The following is a 16,465-nucleotide window of genomic DNA, read 5'->3' as shown; positions in this document are numbered from 1 at the left end:
TTTTATTTTCCGATTTAATTTGTTTTAAAACCCAGCACTATAAAATACGTGTATAGTCCCCTTTAAGAATGCCGTATATTTCTAAATCTATTATTCCTTTACCAGACCATATAAAAGCTTGTCTTAATAATCCTTCTTTCATAAAACCGTTTTTTAAGAGGACTTTCTTTGATACCTCGTTTGCAGGCATAACCTCAGCTTGAATTCTGTTTACATTAACTTCTTCAAATAAAAACTTTACTACCATCCCAACCGATTCAGTTGCAATTCCCTTCCCCCAATTATCCTCTGCCAAAAAGTATCCAATAGAGACCGTGTTCACTTTTTGGTTAAAATCCATAGCTTCTATAATTCCCACCAATTTATCACTTTGATGTTCCTGAAAGATTCCCCACTTCACTCTACTTTTTTTGTGATAATCTCTATCAAAATGCCCAATCATCTTCCTTACCGTTTGTACATTATGCTTTGGAATGATTCCACAATACTCAAATACATTTTCGTTATCGTAAATTTTATATACTTCCTCTAAGTGCACATCATCTATTTTTTTTAATACTAGATTAGCAGATTCCAATACTGGGAAATCTCCAAAAACTATTTCTACATTCATATTTTTCTCTCCTTAAGTTACGCCAAATAGACAGTCATTTTCTTTTCATTTGTTTTTTTATAATTTTGGAAGCCCATATTAATTAGACCATAATGTTATTCACTTGGCTGAATTCCCATTAAGTCTTTTTTCTTATAAAAAAATAGCTGATAGGACTTCCTTAGTATCCATACCGACGAAAGCTAAAAATTAGATACGGTAATTTTAATACGTTTTTCATAATCGATAGTTTCAATTTTAAAAGACTCTATTAAAGGACAAGATTGATTAATCATTCAATACGGAGAATGCGGTACTCATATAACTCTAGGTATTTATGTTAAAATAAATGTGAGATTTTAGGAGCATTCACTTAAACTAATGGTCCAGTTTAGTTGAATAAGAAGGTATTTTTGCGATTGTGTTGAATAAGTAAATTATTATATGGGAATTCAAGTAAATCAACATCTCTGATATTAGCGACATACTATACGAAAAACCCCTTTATAAGGAGAAAGCATATGACAACACTTGCAATTTTGGAGCTATTCATAATCCAATTGATATTACCGACAGTGTTTATTATTTCATTATGGAAAGGAAACTTTCCTAGTAAATTGAACTGGTTGACACTGGTAGTGTTTACAGTTCTATTTACAACCTGGCAATTTTTTTATCGTCATGGGATTGGTTCAGTTATTATCTAAGATTCATAATGATGTTCTTTTTGTTACTGTCGACTTATAGTTCATGGAAAAAAGTACGTTCACTTCCATTTCGCATCAAATTCAACCGTAGCCAAAAGATGTCACTGAGTTTCAACGTGCTTCTTTTACTTGTTTTCGGTGCTTATAATATTTTGACATTCAGTGGTTTTACAACTAAAGATGATGCCGTTGAACTCGACTTTCCGCTGAAAAACGGGACTTATTATGTTGGTCAGGGTGGAAATCATGTGCTAATTAACTATCATAATGCTTATGCCAGTCAGCAATATGCCATAGACGTTGTTAAGTTGAATAAATTCGGGATACGAGCAGCCGGTATTTACCCAGAAGAACTTGATAATTTTTTCATATATGGAGAACAATTATATAGTCCGTGTACCGGTATAGTTCTCGAAGTCCGAAATGATTTACCAGATTTGACACCTCCCGATGCTGATTCTGAAAATGCAGAAGGAAATTTCCTCAACTTACTCTGTGAGGATGAAGATGTAAATGTCTATATCGCACATATGCAAAAAGGAACTGTTGTTGCAAAAGAAGGAGTAAGAATACAGAAAGGACAGCCAATTGGGTTAGTCGGCAATTCAGGAAATACATCCGAACCACATTTACACATCCATGTTGAAAAAAACGGGGTAGGTGTGCCAATCCATTTCAATGGAAGATTTCTAATAAGAAACAGCTTGGTGTGGTAAGCGGAGGTATTTAAGTTTTAGTCTTATACAACGACCGGGTTCTTTACTTCAAAAAGGAGTAAAGATATTATTTTAATTCAGCCTCTACCTTTAACATAGCCTGAACAAAATACATAGAACACTTCCACTTTAAAATTCTGAAACTTCTTATCTTTTCATTCGTTTAATATATTGAAGTTAGTGGGAGGTGAAAAATGGTTGTTTCAATGATTAGTATCCTCGTTATTAGTTATCTGATTGGATCCATTCATGGTTCTAAATTAGCACAATATCTAAGTGGTGTGAATATTAAAAAAGAAGGTTTAAAGAACTCGGGCGCATCAAATGCAGCTATTGTTTTGGGTGCAAAATATGGTGTTTTAGTTGCAATTATTGATATTTTAAAAGGAGTTATAGTCGTAATCGGGACGCGTTTCTTGGTGTTAAAGTACACAGATTTTACCTTAGTTGAGCAGGACATACTGCTATATAGTGTAGGTGCCGCGGTAATACTCGGGCATAACTTTCCTATTTACACTAAATTTAAAGGTGGAAAAGGCACTGCCACCCTTATCGGAGTGCTCTTAGCTCTTAGCTGGCCACTTGGCTTAATCGGACTTATATTATTGATAGGAACTACATTTTTAACGGATTACTTATTAATAGGTGTTTTTGTTTTTTACTTTGTCTTTATCGGTGCATCTATTTGGTTTGCAGAGGGAATTGGACCAATGGCTATTGCCGGATTTCTATTTTTGATGGCAGTTGTTTTACATATCGAGAATTTTCGTCGCTTAATGCGAAAGGAAGAGATGAAAATTTCCACCTTTTTAAGTAAGAAGAAACCGTCTGTATGAAATGAGGATAATTATGAAGAAAAAAATGAGGTGGATAGTGCTTGTCCCATTAGTCGTTGTTGCTTCTAGTGGAATTGGTATCTGGTTACTGACAAGTAAATGGTTAGAGGATGGTCTAGAACCAAAAGCAGACGGTACAAATGATTATGCTATTGTTCTTGGTGCCAAAGTGAAAAAAGGTAATATCCCTTCTCTCGCCTTACAGTATAGATTGGATGCCGCTCTTATCTATGCCAAAGAGTATCCACATGTAAAATTAGTTCTTTCAGGAGGGCGAGGTCCCGATGAAGATATTGAAGAGGCTGTTGTTATGAAAGATTTTCTATTGGAAAATGGAATTGATGAAGACAGGCTCCTCTTAGAAGATAAAGCGACTTCTACGTATGAAAATCTTTTGCTTTCTCAAGAAATGTTACCAAGTGATATTAATTCCGTTACACTTATTACAAGCGACTACCATTTGCACCGTGCCAAAATACTAGCAAATAAGCTAGGTTGGGATTCGGATGTAGTAGCTGCTAAAACTCCAAAAGTTGTCGAACTCAAGGTTCGTACACGAGAACGTGCAGCATTGTTAAAGGCATATATATTCGGAAAATAATCATATTAATAAGACGGGTGTAGGAAAGTAACGCCTCTACTTTCCTTTCACCCATCTTATAAGTTATTTCATAGAATTACGTATTCGATTGGGAATCATTACTACCTCTGCTTGTAATTCTACTGCTGGATAAGACTTATCTATGCATTCTTCCCAATAGGCAAGGTGTTTTATATGAATCCAATGCTTTGACTCTTCAACAGCTTGTCCACCTTTTCCTTGTACAGAATACCAATAAAGATATTCATGCTCGTTTATAAACTCTCTAAAAATTGTTTCTATATACATTTTTTCACCTTCAAGAGTAACTAATACTTCCTCCATGTGTTCATTCAAAAAAGCTAACCATTCATTTACTTTGTCTGTTTTACCTTCATTCACTCTAAACCTTGTGCATTCAATATTCATGGTTAAACCATCCAGTCTTCGTTAGCTTGTTAACACGAATGGTACCCCTCTTCCCCATAGGGCTGCAGCTTTTGCAACCATTTCTCCAGTAACTTTTGTAATTCTTTCTTTTCATCCGTGTATTGATTTTCTGATTTCTTTAAAACTTCCACTTGCTCAATGGTGAAATTATCTTTGCCATATTCAAACCATTCTTTTTGTAGCTCTTTATTTGTATGTGTCCCGCTTTCTAGCGTAAATCTAGTTCCGTTCAATGTCTTAAAATTAGGTGTTGATGACACAAATTTTTTACCGTTTTGTTTATTTGTGATGACGTAAATCCCTCCTTCTATCTTTATTTCTTTATATTCTTGTTTTAGCTCTTTCTTACGATCCATTTGTATTCCATCCTTCTTAGTTTATTTTTTTACCCAATATTCGCTACCATCATCTTTCCTATCTAAAAACCCATATTCTATTAAGTAACGTCTTAATGTTACGTAGTCTTCGTATGCTTTCTTTAAGACATGATTTATTTCTTTTTCTGTGTATGTTTTTTCTTTTTCAAATCTTTGTATAAGAACCCTCAAAGTTGCTAGTTTTTGCTTTTCTTTCTTCGGGAATTTCATAAGAGGGCCATCAATTCCATTAGGAAAAAATTTCGCTTCTACATCTTCCTGTTCTTCTTGGGTAATGTTATAGCGATCGTCCACCATCGTTGCTGTTTTATGAAGAGGCAAAAATGCGGGAGCGTGATCGTCTTTTTCCTTTAACAATTCCATCATTGCAAGAAATACTTTTGCTTGTCGCTCTTTTTCTTTTAGCACAAAACGATGATTACGAATCGTCGATGAGCTTCCAATATCCAATTCTTTCTGTACTTCTGCATCACTTCTGCCCTCATAAAATAGACGTAATAAGCTATTTTGATGATCAGTTAACCCAGTCAGCTTTTTGTTTAATCCTATTAAATAATGAAAAACAGATTCATGCTCCGCTTCAATATGGAATTTCATGAATTTTTCTGCTTCATATAACATATTATTCTTTGGATAAATAAATCCTTTTTCTACTTTATTTCCACATAAAAGACACACATACATGTCTTCCTTTTCGATATAACCCTTCTTTAACTGTTCTGAAGATGCATTCCATAATAATTCCGATAACTCCATATACAAACACAACCATTCTTTGTTTACTAATTTACAAACATTATATAATAACGTTTATTTTTTATCAACCTGTAAAAATGTGGTTGCAATTTATCTGAAAATAATAAACAATATGAATAAGGCGTTTCGTAAAGCGAAACGATAGAGAGGGGAATTTAAATGGTCACATTCAAGGACTACGAATACAAACGTCCAAATTTAGAACAAGATAAGGCTACATTTCAAGAGTTATTAACAAAGTTTAAGGAAGCCACAACAGTTGAAGAACAAAATACTGCGATAGAGAATATCAATTCATTTCGCAATGATTACTCTACACATGCAAATTTAGTTTATATTCGTGCATCTATCGATACTAATGATGAATTCTATCAAAAAGAGCGTGATTATTTTGATGAGACCAACCCAGAAATAGAAGAGATGGTTACGGAATATTACAAGGAGTTAGTTGCATCACCGTTCCGAAATGAACTGGAAGCGAAATGGGGCAATCAGCTTTTTGACTTGGCGGATTATCAAATCAAGGCATTTTCTCCGGAAATCATTTCTCTTATGCAAAAAGAAAATAAGCTTTCTTCCGACTACTCAAAGCTCGTTGCTTCTGCACAGGTAGAATTTAATGGTGAGACATTAACACTTGCACAGCTAGGACCGTATGCAGAATCAACGGATCGTGATACTCGTAAGAAGGCTAAGGAAACTAGTAGTGGATTTTTCCATGAAAATGAAGCGAAATTTGATGACCTTTATGATCAACTGGTAAAAGTACGTCATGAAATAGCTACGACACTTGGATACAAGAACTTTGTAGAGCTCGGTTATATTCGTATGAACCGAATCGATTACAATGCGGAAATGGTTAAAAAGTTCCGTGACCAGGTGCGTGATTTTATTGTACCTGTTGCGACTAAGCTTTATGAACGCCAGGCAAAACGTATTGGGGTAGACAGTCTGAAATATTACGATGAACCTTTTAACTTCCTCAGTGGGAACGCTACGCCACAAGGTTCTCCTGAATGGATTGTGGAAAATGGAAAGAAAATGTATGAGGAGTTATCTCCTGAAACCGCTGAATTCTTCCAATTTATGATTGACCGCGATCTTATGGATTTAGTTGCGAAAAAAGGGAAAGAGGCTGGTGGTTATTGTACATTTATCGATAATTACGAATCTCCTTATATATTCTCTAATTTCAATGGAACTTCCGGAGATATTGATGTACTAACACATGAAGCGGGTCATGCTTTCCAAGTGTACACAAGTCGCAACATAGGGATCCCAGAATATGTATGGCCAACATTTGAGTCCTGTGAGATTCATTCGATGAGTATGGAATTCTTTACATGGCCTTGGATGGAGTTATTCTTTAAGGATCAAACCGACAAATATAAGTTTGCCCATTTAAGTAGCGGACTTCTCTTCCTCCCATATGGAGTTGCAGTTGACGAATACCAGCATGTTGTATATGAAAATCCGGAGATGACTCCTACTGAACGCAAGGCTGCTTGGAAGAAAATTGAGGAGATTTATTTACCTCACCTCGATTATGACGGAAATAGTTATTATGAGTCTGGCGGGTTCTGGCAACGTCAAGGACATATTTATGCTAGTCCGTTCTATTATATCGACTACACACTTGCTCAAATTTGTGCATTTCAATTTTGGAAACGCTCAAGAGAGGATCACGAAGCTGCTTGGAAAGATTATTTACATCTTTGTCAGCTTGGTGGCTCGAAATCTTTCACTAAACTAGTAGGTGAAGCTAATTTGATCTCACCATTTGAGGATGGTTGTGTAGAATCAGTTATTGGTTCGATTGAGGAATATTTAAATAGTGTGGATGACTCTGTACTATAGTTAGTTGAAAGGAGTTGAAGCATTGAATCCAGCTGGATTTTGGATTAGGCTTGGTGCCAATCTTTTGGATGGCATTATTATGAGCCTGCCGCTTGCCATTATTAGTTACCTTATTCTTGGAGAAAGTGATACGTGGTTTACTACTTTAGGAACGTATTTATATTTCATATTACTCCCTGTATTTTGGGTAGGATATACTGTAGGAAAGAAAATTCTTGGTATCCGCATCGTGAATTTAGATGAGACCGATGTCAGTTTTTGGACAATGATTAAACGACAGTTAATTGCTAATATTTTTTACATTTTAACCTTAGGAATTGGTGTTATTGTAAGTGCATTTATGGTGGGGATTCGCGAGGATAAACGAGCAATTCATGATTTTATAGCGGGTACTTATGTAACTTTCCATCCTCCATGGCAAAAATGAATTTTAAAACAAGCATTCAGCAGATGCTGTTCTTTTTCACATTGAGTTGCAGAATTTATTATTAGTAAAAACATATCCGCTTCTTACTCCAAAATGGAATAAGAAGCGGATATGTTATTTTGTTTATTAATATTTAAATTGCGAGATTACATCTTTTAGTTCCTGAGCCATGGAAGAAAGCGATTGAGCAGATGCTGAAATCTCTTCCATTGAAGCTAGTTGTTCCTCTGCAGAGGCTGCTACTTCTTCTGAAGTTGCTGCATTTCCTTGTGCAAGGATAGCTATATCATTGGCGATATGAGAAGTTTCCTGGACAGATGCAGATACCTGTTGTGCTGTTGCAGAAACGTCTTCCATTTGTGGTGTAATTTCTTTCATACTTTGCATAATTAGAGTGAACTTTTTAATAGCATCATTGGATACTTCAACACCTGCTTGAACATCTTCTGTCACACGTGCCATGATTTGGACAGAACTCTCCGTATCTTCCTGAATACCTAAAATAATTTCATGGATATCTTTAGCTGATTGTTGAGATTGTTCGGCAAGCTTTCTAACCTCATCTGCCACAACAGCAAATCCTTTTCCATATTCGCCAGCTCTTGCAGCTTCGATTGCTGCATTTAGAGCTAGAAGGTTCGTTTGGTCAGCAATTTCGGTAATAACATTTAATATAGAACGTACTTCTTGTGAACGGACGGATAATGAGTTGATCTTTGTATTAGATTCAATTACGGATGTATGGATAGAACTCATTTGATTGACCGTATTTGTAATTGCCTGACCACCCATCTCCGCCTGTGTTATTGCTTCATAAGAGAGTTCAGAAACTTTTGAAGCATGATTTGCAATTCTATCGATACCTATGGTGATTTCAGCTAGGGACTGAGCGTTTGAGTCAACACTATTCGTTTGTTTTTCTGCATTTTGAGAAACTTCTTGGATGGAAGTTGATACCATCTCTGTGGTGTCACTAGTTTGTTGCGCATTTGCCGACAATTCCTCAGAAGAAGAAGCCACTATTTCAGCGGTTTGTTCAACTTTATCAATGAGTGACCGAAGACTTTCCAGCATTGTGTTGAAAGCATCGCCTAAATGTCCAATTTCATCCTTGGAATTTACGATAATATTTTCAGTTAAGTCACCTTGACTAATCGTTAAAGCTTTTTCTCTTAACTTAACAATTGGTTTTATCACAGATTTTATTATAAAGTAAACAGCTATTATCCCAATAATAATAGACAGAAGTATTACTAAACCAGTTTTATGCAATATTGGTGCAGTAGCTTCATTGATCTCCGAATAAATTACATTACCACCAATTTTCCATCCGGTCATCTCATTAGTTACGTAGCTCATTACTTTATTGTCGTCGTTTAATACATATTCAAAATTTCCTTTTTCATGTTTATACATATTATTATAAAAACTTCCTGCCTCACTTCCTATTTCAGCTGTAGGATGTGAGATGAACTTTTTCTTGGCATCTAATAGAAGTGCGTATCCTTTATCGCCAATCTGTACCTGATTCGTAAGTTCTTGTATATAAGTTAGTTTTATATCAATGGCTACTACTCCCGACCCATCTTGAGTAGTTTTTGAAACAGTTACTACCATGTTATTTGTAGTTGCCGAAATATAAGGATCTGATATTACAACTTTTCCTTCTTGGGTCATTGCGTTTTTATACCAATCTCTATTTTTAGGATCATAATCTGATGACATTTTGGTATTCGGCTCTTGGATAAATAGTCCTGTCTCAGTACCTAAATAAATAAGTTCAACTTCTGGATGTAACTGCATATATTGACCAAATTGTGTGCTTAACTCTGGGTTGCTATCGAAATTATATTGAGTGCTAGATACTTTTTGGGAAAAAGTATCTACATCATGTAATTTTGATTGAATCATATTGTTAATAGAGATATTTAATAAATTTAAGTTTTCCTCTATTCCATCTAATATTTCATTTACAACTGATTCTTTTGCGGTGGAATAAGAAAGATATCCTATAAAAATTCCTGGAATCATTAAAACTAACAAAAAAGAAACAAACAGTTTTACTTTTAAATTTCTGAACGCTTGGAAGATTTTTTTCATATAGCTTGCCTCTCAATTCACTTTAATAAGCACAATATCCTATTATTAAATAAGAAAATGTACACTAGGTATTACTTTACTACTTATTAAGGCAAGATAGTTTGACAACTTTGTGTACAATACTTGAAATAATAATAATGTTATTATTATTTTTCATTAAAAGCTGTAGTAAATAAAACTTTAACCATTAGCAATAGTATTATTGGTGAAAATAGACCTAATGATGATTCTTCAAAATTTTGATTGTTCATGTGAGGGAATGAAAGGAATTGCATTAGCAGGAGCTAATCAAGTGCTCGAGGAAACGGGTATTAATTAGAACACGTTTGCAAGAACTAGTAGAGGTATTAAGAACAAGAACGCCTAGATTTCTTGTTCTTTTTTCTAAATATTATCTTCATCTTCCCGTAGTAACATTTAAAGTTTCAACTAGATGTAGATTCATAACATCTACCGATTCTTCAAAGTCATTTCTATACCATTCAATAATTAATCCTATGATTGCATTTGTCATAAAGGAATATACGAATTTTTTAGATTCATCATATTTCCCTATTTTACTATCCTCCATGAAGTTTGAACGAATCGCATCAAAAAACATATAATAGTATGTTGTCGATACATTATCTGATAAAATGATTCGATAAAAATCTTCATACTTTTTGACATGATGAAAAATACGAACTGTTTTTGGATCTAAATTTTTAAAAGCTGAAGTTTTTAATTGGAGTGCAGAAATATATTTGTATGGTTCTTTATAGGATTCTTCTAAATCCACGATTACCTCTTCAAAAAATTCCTTAAAAACATCGCCAACTTCTTCATAGTGAAAGTAAAAAGTCCCTCTATTTATACTAGCTTCTCTACACAACTCTGACACTTTGATATCCGTAAGACGTTTATCTTTCAGTAAATGAGTTAAAGCCTGATAGATAGCTTTCTTTGTCTTCACGACTCTTAAATCTTTTGCTCTCAATAATATCTCCCCTTATCGAACACATACATCAAAACATGTTTAATATTGTACAACTATTGTGAAAACTGTTGATTGAATGCGTTTCCATTTTAAATTATACTGTTATTGTACAACTGTATAATAACATATGAGGAGGAAATAATAATGAGATTACAAGACAAAGTAGCTATCGTTACAGGCGCAGCTTCTGGGATGGGAAAAGCAATCGCTGAAGCTTATGCAAAACAAGGTGCAAAGGTCGTTGTTTCCGACTACAATTTGGAAGGTGCAGAAACTGTAGTAGCAGCTATTAAAGCATCAGGTGGCGAGGCAATTGCTAACCGCACAAACGTAGCAGAACTTGCTGACTTAGAAAACTTATTCGCTGAAACAAAAACAGCATTCGGTAAATTAGATATTTTAGTAAACAATGCAGGTATTATGGATGGAATGGAGCCTGTTGGTGAAATTTCAGATGAAAAATGGGATCGTTTATTCGCAGTAAATACTACTGGTGTTATGCGTGCAATGCGTATCGCAACTAATATCTTCTTAGAACAAGGCCACGGAGTTTTCGTTAATAACATCTCTGCAGGTGGTTTACGTGGAGCTCGTGCTGGTGCAGCGTACACCGCTTCTAAACATGCAGTTACAGGTTTAACTAAAAATACAGCTTATATGTATGCAAACTCAGGAATTCGTTGTAACGGAATTGCTCCAGGTGGCGTAATGACAAATATTCAAGCTTCTATGACTAGCCTTTCTGAATTTGGTATGGGTCGCCAGCAAACTGGTAGCGGGACAATGCCACGTGTTGGTCAACCTGAAGAAATTGCACAACTTGCAGTATTCTTAGGTTCCGACGAGTCAAGTTTTGTTAATGGACAAATTATTGCTGCTGATGCTGGTTGGACTGCTTACTAATACTTCTTAAAAAGCAAGACAGAATTATATAAATATGAACTTAAATAAACCAGTTACCGATATTCAATCGGTGACTGATTTTTCTTAACAGATAAGAAAGTATATAAAAATGCGGCATGATTACTAGGTTTACAGAACTTTCGAATAACACTACTGATTTCCGGTTCAGGTGGGGTACAAAGGCTAAAAGCGCCACCTCGTGTGGCAACGCCTTCGTCACCAACATCCTGTTGGCCTCCGCGGGGTGAGAGATGAACCATCACCGCCCCTACGGGTACGTTGAGTTACAATTTAATTGTTTTTTCGCTTCTTTTATGATGTTTGTAATTAGAGATTCCCTTGTAATTTCCTCTACATTATCACCATATCGATAGTCGTCAATCATTTCGCTAATCTCATACCATACATTTAATTCTTCGCTAACAAATTCTTCACGAACTACCTGATAAATTTCATATGCATAGTTAATTGCATTAGATTCATTATCTATTATTTGTTTTAGCAAATACCAGAAGTAATACTTAGAACACTCAACCTGTGAAGGTTCTTCCATACCTAATTCTCTTACTGCCCTATGAAAATAATCTTCTACCTCAAAAATATTTAGAGTTTCACTTAGGGAAGAAAGTATATTTAGGGATGTAGATGTATTACTATTTTCTAACATTTTGATAGCCCAATTAACATAATCAACAGGTTCTACTTTTTTTTCGAATATTTTATAATACAACATTTTAGTTTCCATCACTTACTCCTCTTATTTCTCTCTTCTTATTGAACTAACCTTCGGAGTTAGTACAATAAGAAAAAGCTTTACTCCTTCTTGAAGTAAAGCACACCGTTAGCTTAATAAGAAAGTGTATCACTACTTATTCATTAAGATAAGTATCCCAATCATAATCATCTATTTTGTAAAACAAATAATTGTCATTTCTCTCATATGCACACAAAGGTGGTTCTTCAATAAAAGTTAAAATAGAATCATCTATATTTAAAATTACTCCTATGGAAATATATTGTAGGTTATCAGGATTATTTAGAAATTCATCATCTTCATAACCACTTAATACAGACCACCCAGAGTCTTGTTCATCTTTTGGATTCTCTCTTAGCATAAAGTTAAATTCTTTTCTTTTAAGAACATCATTGCTAACTATTATCTTGGCGTCAAAATAGTAATCCCATTCAGAAGAAGTAGGGTCATCATATTCGGTGTCACAGATATGTTCTGTTTGAAACGTGATTTCTTGACCATATTTTAAATTTTTTATATTTAATGGTTCATTCGTAAGTGTCCCCTTGAGATTATTCCCTTCGATACAGGTAATTTCAACCCACATTCTCTCGCCTGCATCTCCATCGTTCTCTTTTTCTACAAATCTTAACTTAACAATATCCCCTATATTTAACATATCTATTACTTGTTTGCTTGGAACATAAAAAGTATAAGGAAATTCTTTATTTCTTTCAAAAACATTATCTAAATACCAAGACATTTTTATTCCTCCTTGAACTTTTGCACGCTAACTTGTTCAACTAGTCGAGTAGAAGAGAACCTCTCTACCTCACGGTAGATTGTGTTCCTCCCCCCTCACAGAACCGTGCTTGCGCTATTTACGCACACGGCTCTTCCTAGTCACCATTCACAAAATGTAGCTAATCTCTTTTCTTAAGTTGTATATATTCACCTTAATTCTTGGTGAAAGTAACGGATATTTATGAAGAAAGAGATTGAATTTATCCCAGGTAAAGGATTTTCTTTGACTTCTTCTGTTGAGCCATCTAAACAGTAAATATTGGATTTTGTCTTTAAAGCGGTGAACACTTGGAGTGTTATCCGTGATGCAATAGTAGTTGTAATAACCTATAAGAGAGCGTTTAAATCTATCCATAATCATATGAATATCAGTATTTCGGTTATTCTTTATCCATTCCTTCGATTCCTTTAGTTTACCTTGTAGCTTTTTCCTGCTTGATTTCCGTTTCACACGAAAGTATCCAGATTTACTCTTTCCACAATAGTGTGTAAAACCTAGGAAATCAAAGGTGTCAGGTTTTCCATTTCCCTTTAGTTTTGCATCTTTCTCCGCAAATCTCCCGAAGGGAATTATTTTGGTTTTATCCTCCGCTATTTCTAAATTAAACTTCTGTAATCTCAGCTTCAATGATTGAAAGAACTCCTGAGCTTCGCTCTTATATTGGAAGCAACAAACAAAATCATCTGCATAACGAACTATGTATGCTTCTCCTTTACACTGTTTTCTAACTTCCTTATCAAACCACAGGTCCAGGACATAATGGAGGTACAGATTGGCAAGGACCGGAGATATGACTCCACCTTGCGGTGTGCCTTTATCTGTCTTGTATTTCTTTCCTTCCTCCATGTATCCACCTTTAAGAAACCTACCAATTATTCTTAGTAAGTTAGGGTCAGCAATTCGCAGTTTTAAGAACTTCATCATCCATATGTGGTCAACGTTGTCAAAGAACCCTTTAATATCTACATCTACTATATAATTTACTGATTTCTTTTCAATATAATGATTTAATATTTTCAAAGCATCGTGGCAGTTACGATTTGGGCGAAACCCAAAAGAGCAGTCTAGAAAATCATTTTCATAGATGGCATTTAGTATTTTGGTAATGCCTTTCTGTACAATCTTATCTTCGTGTTCCGGTATCACCAATGGTCTTTTCTTGTTGGAGTTTAGCTTAGGGATATACATTCTCCTTACGGGAACAGGATGATAACTTTTACTTTTAAGCCTACTTACTAAATCCTCTATATTTTCCTCTAGTGTTTCACTGTATTGCTCTTTAGTTGTGCCATTAATCCCCGTTGCCTTCTTATTAGGTAATTCAAGATGACATTGAACTAGAGATTCCTTATTTAGTAAATGTACAATAGATGTAAATTTCATTTTCGGATCAGATTTTGCTAATTCTGCTATCCTTAATAGTTTTGTTTCCATTTAGTATTCCTACCTCCGCGTGTAGTAAATGTGTCCCTAGTAAGGGTGATAACTTGGTAGCAGCCTTTCCTCCATCAGCATTACCCAACTTCATTGGTACTACGCTGCTATCCGACTCCCTAAACGGCATTTGGTTTCCTTGCTTATTATCACTTGTACACCATACTCTTCAATTAAGAAGAGACCGGTAGGGTCTCCCGAGTTGCCGTATCATATCCATGTGTGACGTGCCAAGGTCTCTGACCCCAGAGAGGTTTTATCCTTCTTGCCTTTACCGAAGAATAAAATGTAGTTTTCTGCCGCAGGTAAGGCATCAACCCTCTCGATTTACTAACATTATGGGGCTCAATCCCTTCAACCATTTGGCTTTCGGCCCGCCACCTAACTGTCTACGCTTAAAGGCTACTGTTACCATTAGCCCTCCAAGACTCGCTACGAGTGAATGGCTAGTTCTTTCTCGACGGGAATCCCACCCGCTATATGATACGACCTAGGCTCGGCCGCACACCTGCTGCGTTAGTTCAATAAGAAAAAAGGCTTTACCCCTTCTTGAAGTAAAGCACCCGTTAGCCATCCATGAAGCGCAAAATCAGCGCTTCACCACAGAGAATGAAAATGTGAAAATCGGGTATAGGATACTACGGCTGGCGAAGAAGGTCGATGAACTATGGTGCCATAGAGCCCATCCGTTAGTCTGACTCCAACGACCACGGTGCATCACAGACTGTCGCACTCTATACGAGTAGCACTCATGGGAGATTAATCCTACTCTGGTTATTGCACCAGCCTCCAATACTATTTGCCGTGCCGTAGAAAGGATGATTACAATGGAAGTAATCATTGAACGTGCTTGTGGAATGGATGTCCATAAGGATTCCATTACTGCTTGTATTATTACCCCAAAAGGAAAGGAGATTCAAACGTTTTCCACTAAAACTGTATTTCTATTACAGTTAATTGACTGGATTAAGGAGCATGATTGTACTCACGTAGCAATGGAAAGTACAGGTGTATTTTGGAAGCCTATTGTTAACTTGCTAGAAGCCGAGAGCATTGAGTTTTTAGTAGTGAACGCTCAACATATGAAAGCAGTACCAGGTCGTAAGACCGATGTAAAAGATGCAGAATGGATTGCCAAACTTCTTCGTCACGGTCTACTTAAAGCAAGTTTTATTCCAGACCGAAATCAGCGGGAATTAAGAGAGTTAGTTCGATACCGTCGAAGTATTATTGAAGAGCGTGCGAGACAACATAATCGGATTCAAAAGGTTTTAGAAGGAGCGAATATCAAACTCGGTTCCGTTGTCTCCGACATCATGGGTGTTTCGTCTCTTGATATGCTCCGTGCTATCGCCGATGGCGAAAATGATCCTGAGAAATTAGCTAGCTTTGCCCGCCGATCAATGAAGAAGAAAAAGAGTGAACTGGAGCTAGCTCTTCGAGGGTATATCAATCCACATCAACGTCTCATGTTAAAAACCATTCTGGTCCATATAGAATTTCTAACTGAGCAGATTGAGCTATTAAACGAAGAGGTTGCTACTAGGTTATCCTCCCATCAAGAAGATATAGAACGATTGGATTCCATTCCTGGCATCGCCACTCGAATGGCCGAACAAATCTTAGCCGAAGTCGGTACAGATGTGGAGAAGCAATTTCCCAGTTCGGCGCACTTATGTTCCTGGGCAGGATTAGTACCTGGGCATAATGAAAGTGCGGGCAAGAGGAAATCAACCAACATGAAAAAAGGAAACAAGTACTTGAAATCGGCATTAATTGAAGCAGCTCATTCTGTTAGAGGATCCAAAACCTACTTGGGAGCCCTGTATAGGCGTACTGCATCAAGAAAGGGTAAAAAGCGTGCAGGGATATCAGTCGCTCATGCCATTTTAAGAATCAGCTATTATCTCCTAACACGCAAAGAAATGTACCTAGACTTAGGGGAAGATTACTTTGACAAACAAAAAGAACAATCGATTGTACGATATTCTGTTCGAAGACTTGAAAACTTAGGTTACAACGTTACAATCACTGAACCAAATGCCTCCTAGTCCAACCCATAATTTAATTCTCATTTAGGCGCTGCACTTTTTTAAAAAATTATTGAGCTGCGTCCGATTTCGTATTGCCTTTTTCTATAAATCGAAGATTTTAATTTTCATGGGAGTTGAACAAGGGGTGCCAATATTGTTTAGCCAATATATTGACTAATTTAC

General features: G+C 35.9%; 17 protein-coding genes. 8 read left to right on the top strand and 9 right to left on the bottom strand.

Annotated elements, in window-relative coordinates; all coding sequences use genetic code 11:
* Positions 1–37: 37 nt before the first annotated feature.
* Positions 38–613, bottom strand: a complete 576-nt coding sequence (locus tag MKY29_RS01090) for a GNAT family N-acetyltransferase (protein ID WP_340878739.1) — start codon at positions 611–613, stop codon at positions 38–40.
* Positions 614–1,113: 500 nt separating this feature from the next.
* Between MKY29_RS01090 and MKY29_RS01085 the strand changes: the two genes are divergently transcribed.
* From MKY29_RS01085 to MKY29_RS01070, 4 genes are all read left to right on the top strand, one after another.
* Entirely contained in the window at positions 1,114–1,299 is a 186-nt protein-coding gene (locus tag MKY29_RS01085) for a hypothetical protein (RefSeq protein ID WP_241600514.1), read from the top strand.
* A 98-nt stretch (positions 1,300–1,397) separates the two neighbouring features.
* Positions 1,398–2,015: a M23 family metallopeptidase gene (locus MKY29_RS01080; RefSeq protein WP_340878738.1), complete on the top strand. Its 618-nt coding sequence runs from the start codon at positions 1,398–1,400 to the stop codon at positions 2,013–2,015.
* 194 nt (positions 2,016–2,209) lie between these two features.
* Entirely contained in the window at positions 2,210–2,851 is a 642-nt protein-coding gene (locus tag MKY29_RS01075; protein ID WP_093495342.1) for a glycerol-3-phosphate acyltransferase, read from the top strand.
* A 13-nt stretch (positions 2,852–2,864) separates the two neighbouring features.
* The gene (locus MKY29_RS01070; protein ID WP_241600509.1) at positions 2,865–3,452 is read left to right on the top strand and encodes a YdcF family protein; all 588 of its coding nucleotides are present in this window, start codon (positions 2,865–2,867) and stop codon (positions 3,450–3,452) included.
* A 63-nt stretch (positions 3,453–3,515) separates the two neighbouring features.
* On the opposite strand, the gene MKY29_RS01065 is transcribed toward MKY29_RS01070, so the two are convergent.
* From MKY29_RS01065 to MKY29_RS01055, 3 genes are read right to left on the bottom strand one after another with little or no spacing between them, the layout of a single operon-like run.
* Complete coding sequence (locus MKY29_RS01065; protein ID WP_241600507.1) at positions 3,516–3,860, bottom strand: DUF6176 family protein; 345 nt, start codon at positions 3,858–3,860, stop codon at positions 3,516–3,518.
* A 29-nt stretch (positions 3,861–3,889) separates the two neighbouring features.
* Positions 3,890–4,237: a GIY-YIG nuclease family protein gene (locus tag MKY29_RS01060; RefSeq protein ID WP_241600506.1), complete on the bottom strand. Its 348-nt coding sequence runs from the start codon at positions 4,235–4,237 to the stop codon at positions 3,890–3,892.
* A 21-nt stretch (positions 4,238–4,258) separates the two neighbouring features.
* The gene (locus MKY29_RS01055) at positions 4,259–5,014 is read right to left on the bottom strand and encodes a DUF2087 domain-containing protein (protein WP_241600504.1); all 756 of its coding nucleotides are present in this window, start codon (positions 5,012–5,014) and stop codon (positions 4,259–4,261) included.
* A gap of 159 nt (positions 5,015–5,173) precedes the next feature.
* Between MKY29_RS01055 and MKY29_RS01050 the strand changes: the two genes are divergently transcribed.
* Together MKY29_RS01050 and MKY29_RS01045 are read left to right on the top strand one after the other, a co-directional pair.
* The gene (locus MKY29_RS01050) at positions 5,174–6,871 is read left to right on the top strand and encodes a M3 family oligoendopeptidase (RefSeq protein WP_241600502.1); all 1,698 of its coding nucleotides are present in this window, start codon (positions 5,174–5,176) and stop codon (positions 6,869–6,871) included.
* A 22-nt stretch (positions 6,872–6,893) separates the two neighbouring features.
* The gene (locus MKY29_RS01045; protein ID WP_269922782.1) at positions 6,894–7,298 is read left to right on the top strand and encodes an RDD family protein; all 405 of its coding nucleotides are present in this window, start codon (positions 6,894–6,896) and stop codon (positions 7,296–7,298) included.
* 126 nt (positions 7,299–7,424) lie between these two features.
* Here the strand turns inward: MKY29_RS01045 and MKY29_RS01040 are convergent, their stop codons facing one another.
* Together MKY29_RS01040 and MKY29_RS01035 are read right to left on the bottom strand one after the other, a co-directional pair.
* A complete protein-coding gene (locus MKY29_RS01040) occupies positions 7,425–9,398 on the bottom strand; it encodes a methyl-accepting chemotaxis protein (protein ID WP_340878737.1) in 1,974 nt (657 codons plus the stop codon).
* Positions 9,399–9,795: 397 nt separating this feature from the next.
* Positions 9,796–10,374, bottom strand: coding sequence for a TetR/AcrR family transcriptional regulator (locus MKY29_RS01035; RefSeq protein ID WP_090570025.1), 579 nt, complete (start codon positions 10,372–10,374; stop codon positions 9,796–9,798).
* A gap of 144 nt (positions 10,375–10,518) precedes the next feature.
* On the opposite strand from MKY29_RS01035, the gene MKY29_RS01030 reads away from it, so the two are divergent.
* Entirely contained in the window at positions 10,519–11,277 is a 759-nt protein-coding gene (locus tag MKY29_RS01030; protein WP_093495350.1) for an SDR family oxidoreductase, read from the top strand.
* A gap of 268 nt (positions 11,278–11,545) precedes the next feature.
* Here MKY29_RS01030 and MKY29_RS01025 read toward each other — a convergent pair whose 3' ends face one another.
* The 3 genes from MKY29_RS01025 to ltrA all read right to left on the bottom strand — a co-directional run bounded on the left by MKY29_RS01025 (position 11,546) and on the right by ltrA (position 14,249).
* Positions 11,546–12,022, bottom strand: coding sequence for a hypothetical protein (locus MKY29_RS01025; protein WP_241600497.1), 477 nt, complete (start codon positions 12,020–12,022; stop codon positions 11,546–11,548).
* Between the two features lie 124 nt (positions 12,023–12,146).
* Positions 12,147–12,773: an immunity protein Imm33 domain-containing protein gene (locus MKY29_RS01020; protein WP_241600495.1), complete on the bottom strand. Its 627-nt coding sequence runs from the start codon at positions 12,771–12,773 to the stop codon at positions 12,147–12,149.
* Positions 12,774–12,920: 147 nt separating this feature from the next.
* Positions 12,921–14,249 carry a group II intron reverse transcriptase/maturase gene (ltrA, locus tag MKY29_RS01015; protein WP_340878736.1) on the bottom strand — a complete coding sequence of 443 codons (1,329 nt, stop codon included), beginning with the start codon at positions 14,247–14,249 and terminating at the stop codon, positions 12,921–12,923.
* 827 nt (positions 14,250–15,076) lie between these two features.
* Here ltrA and MKY29_RS01010 point away from each other — a divergent pair.
* On the top strand, positions 15,077–16,300 hold the full coding sequence (locus tag MKY29_RS01010) for an IS110 family transposase (protein WP_340878735.1): 1,224 nt from the start codon (positions 15,077–15,079) through the stop codon (positions 16,298–16,300).
* Positions 16,301–16,465: the final 165 nt, after the last annotated feature.

It is taken from the genome of Psychrobacillus sp. FSL K6-2365 (assembly GCF_038003165.1).
Lineage (GTDB): Bacteria > Bacillota > Bacilli > Bacillales_A > Planococcaceae > Psychrobacillus > Psychrobacillus psychrodurans.
The sequence above is the reverse complement of the archived record's forward strand: the minus strand, read 5'-3'. Positions and strand labels throughout refer to the sequence as shown.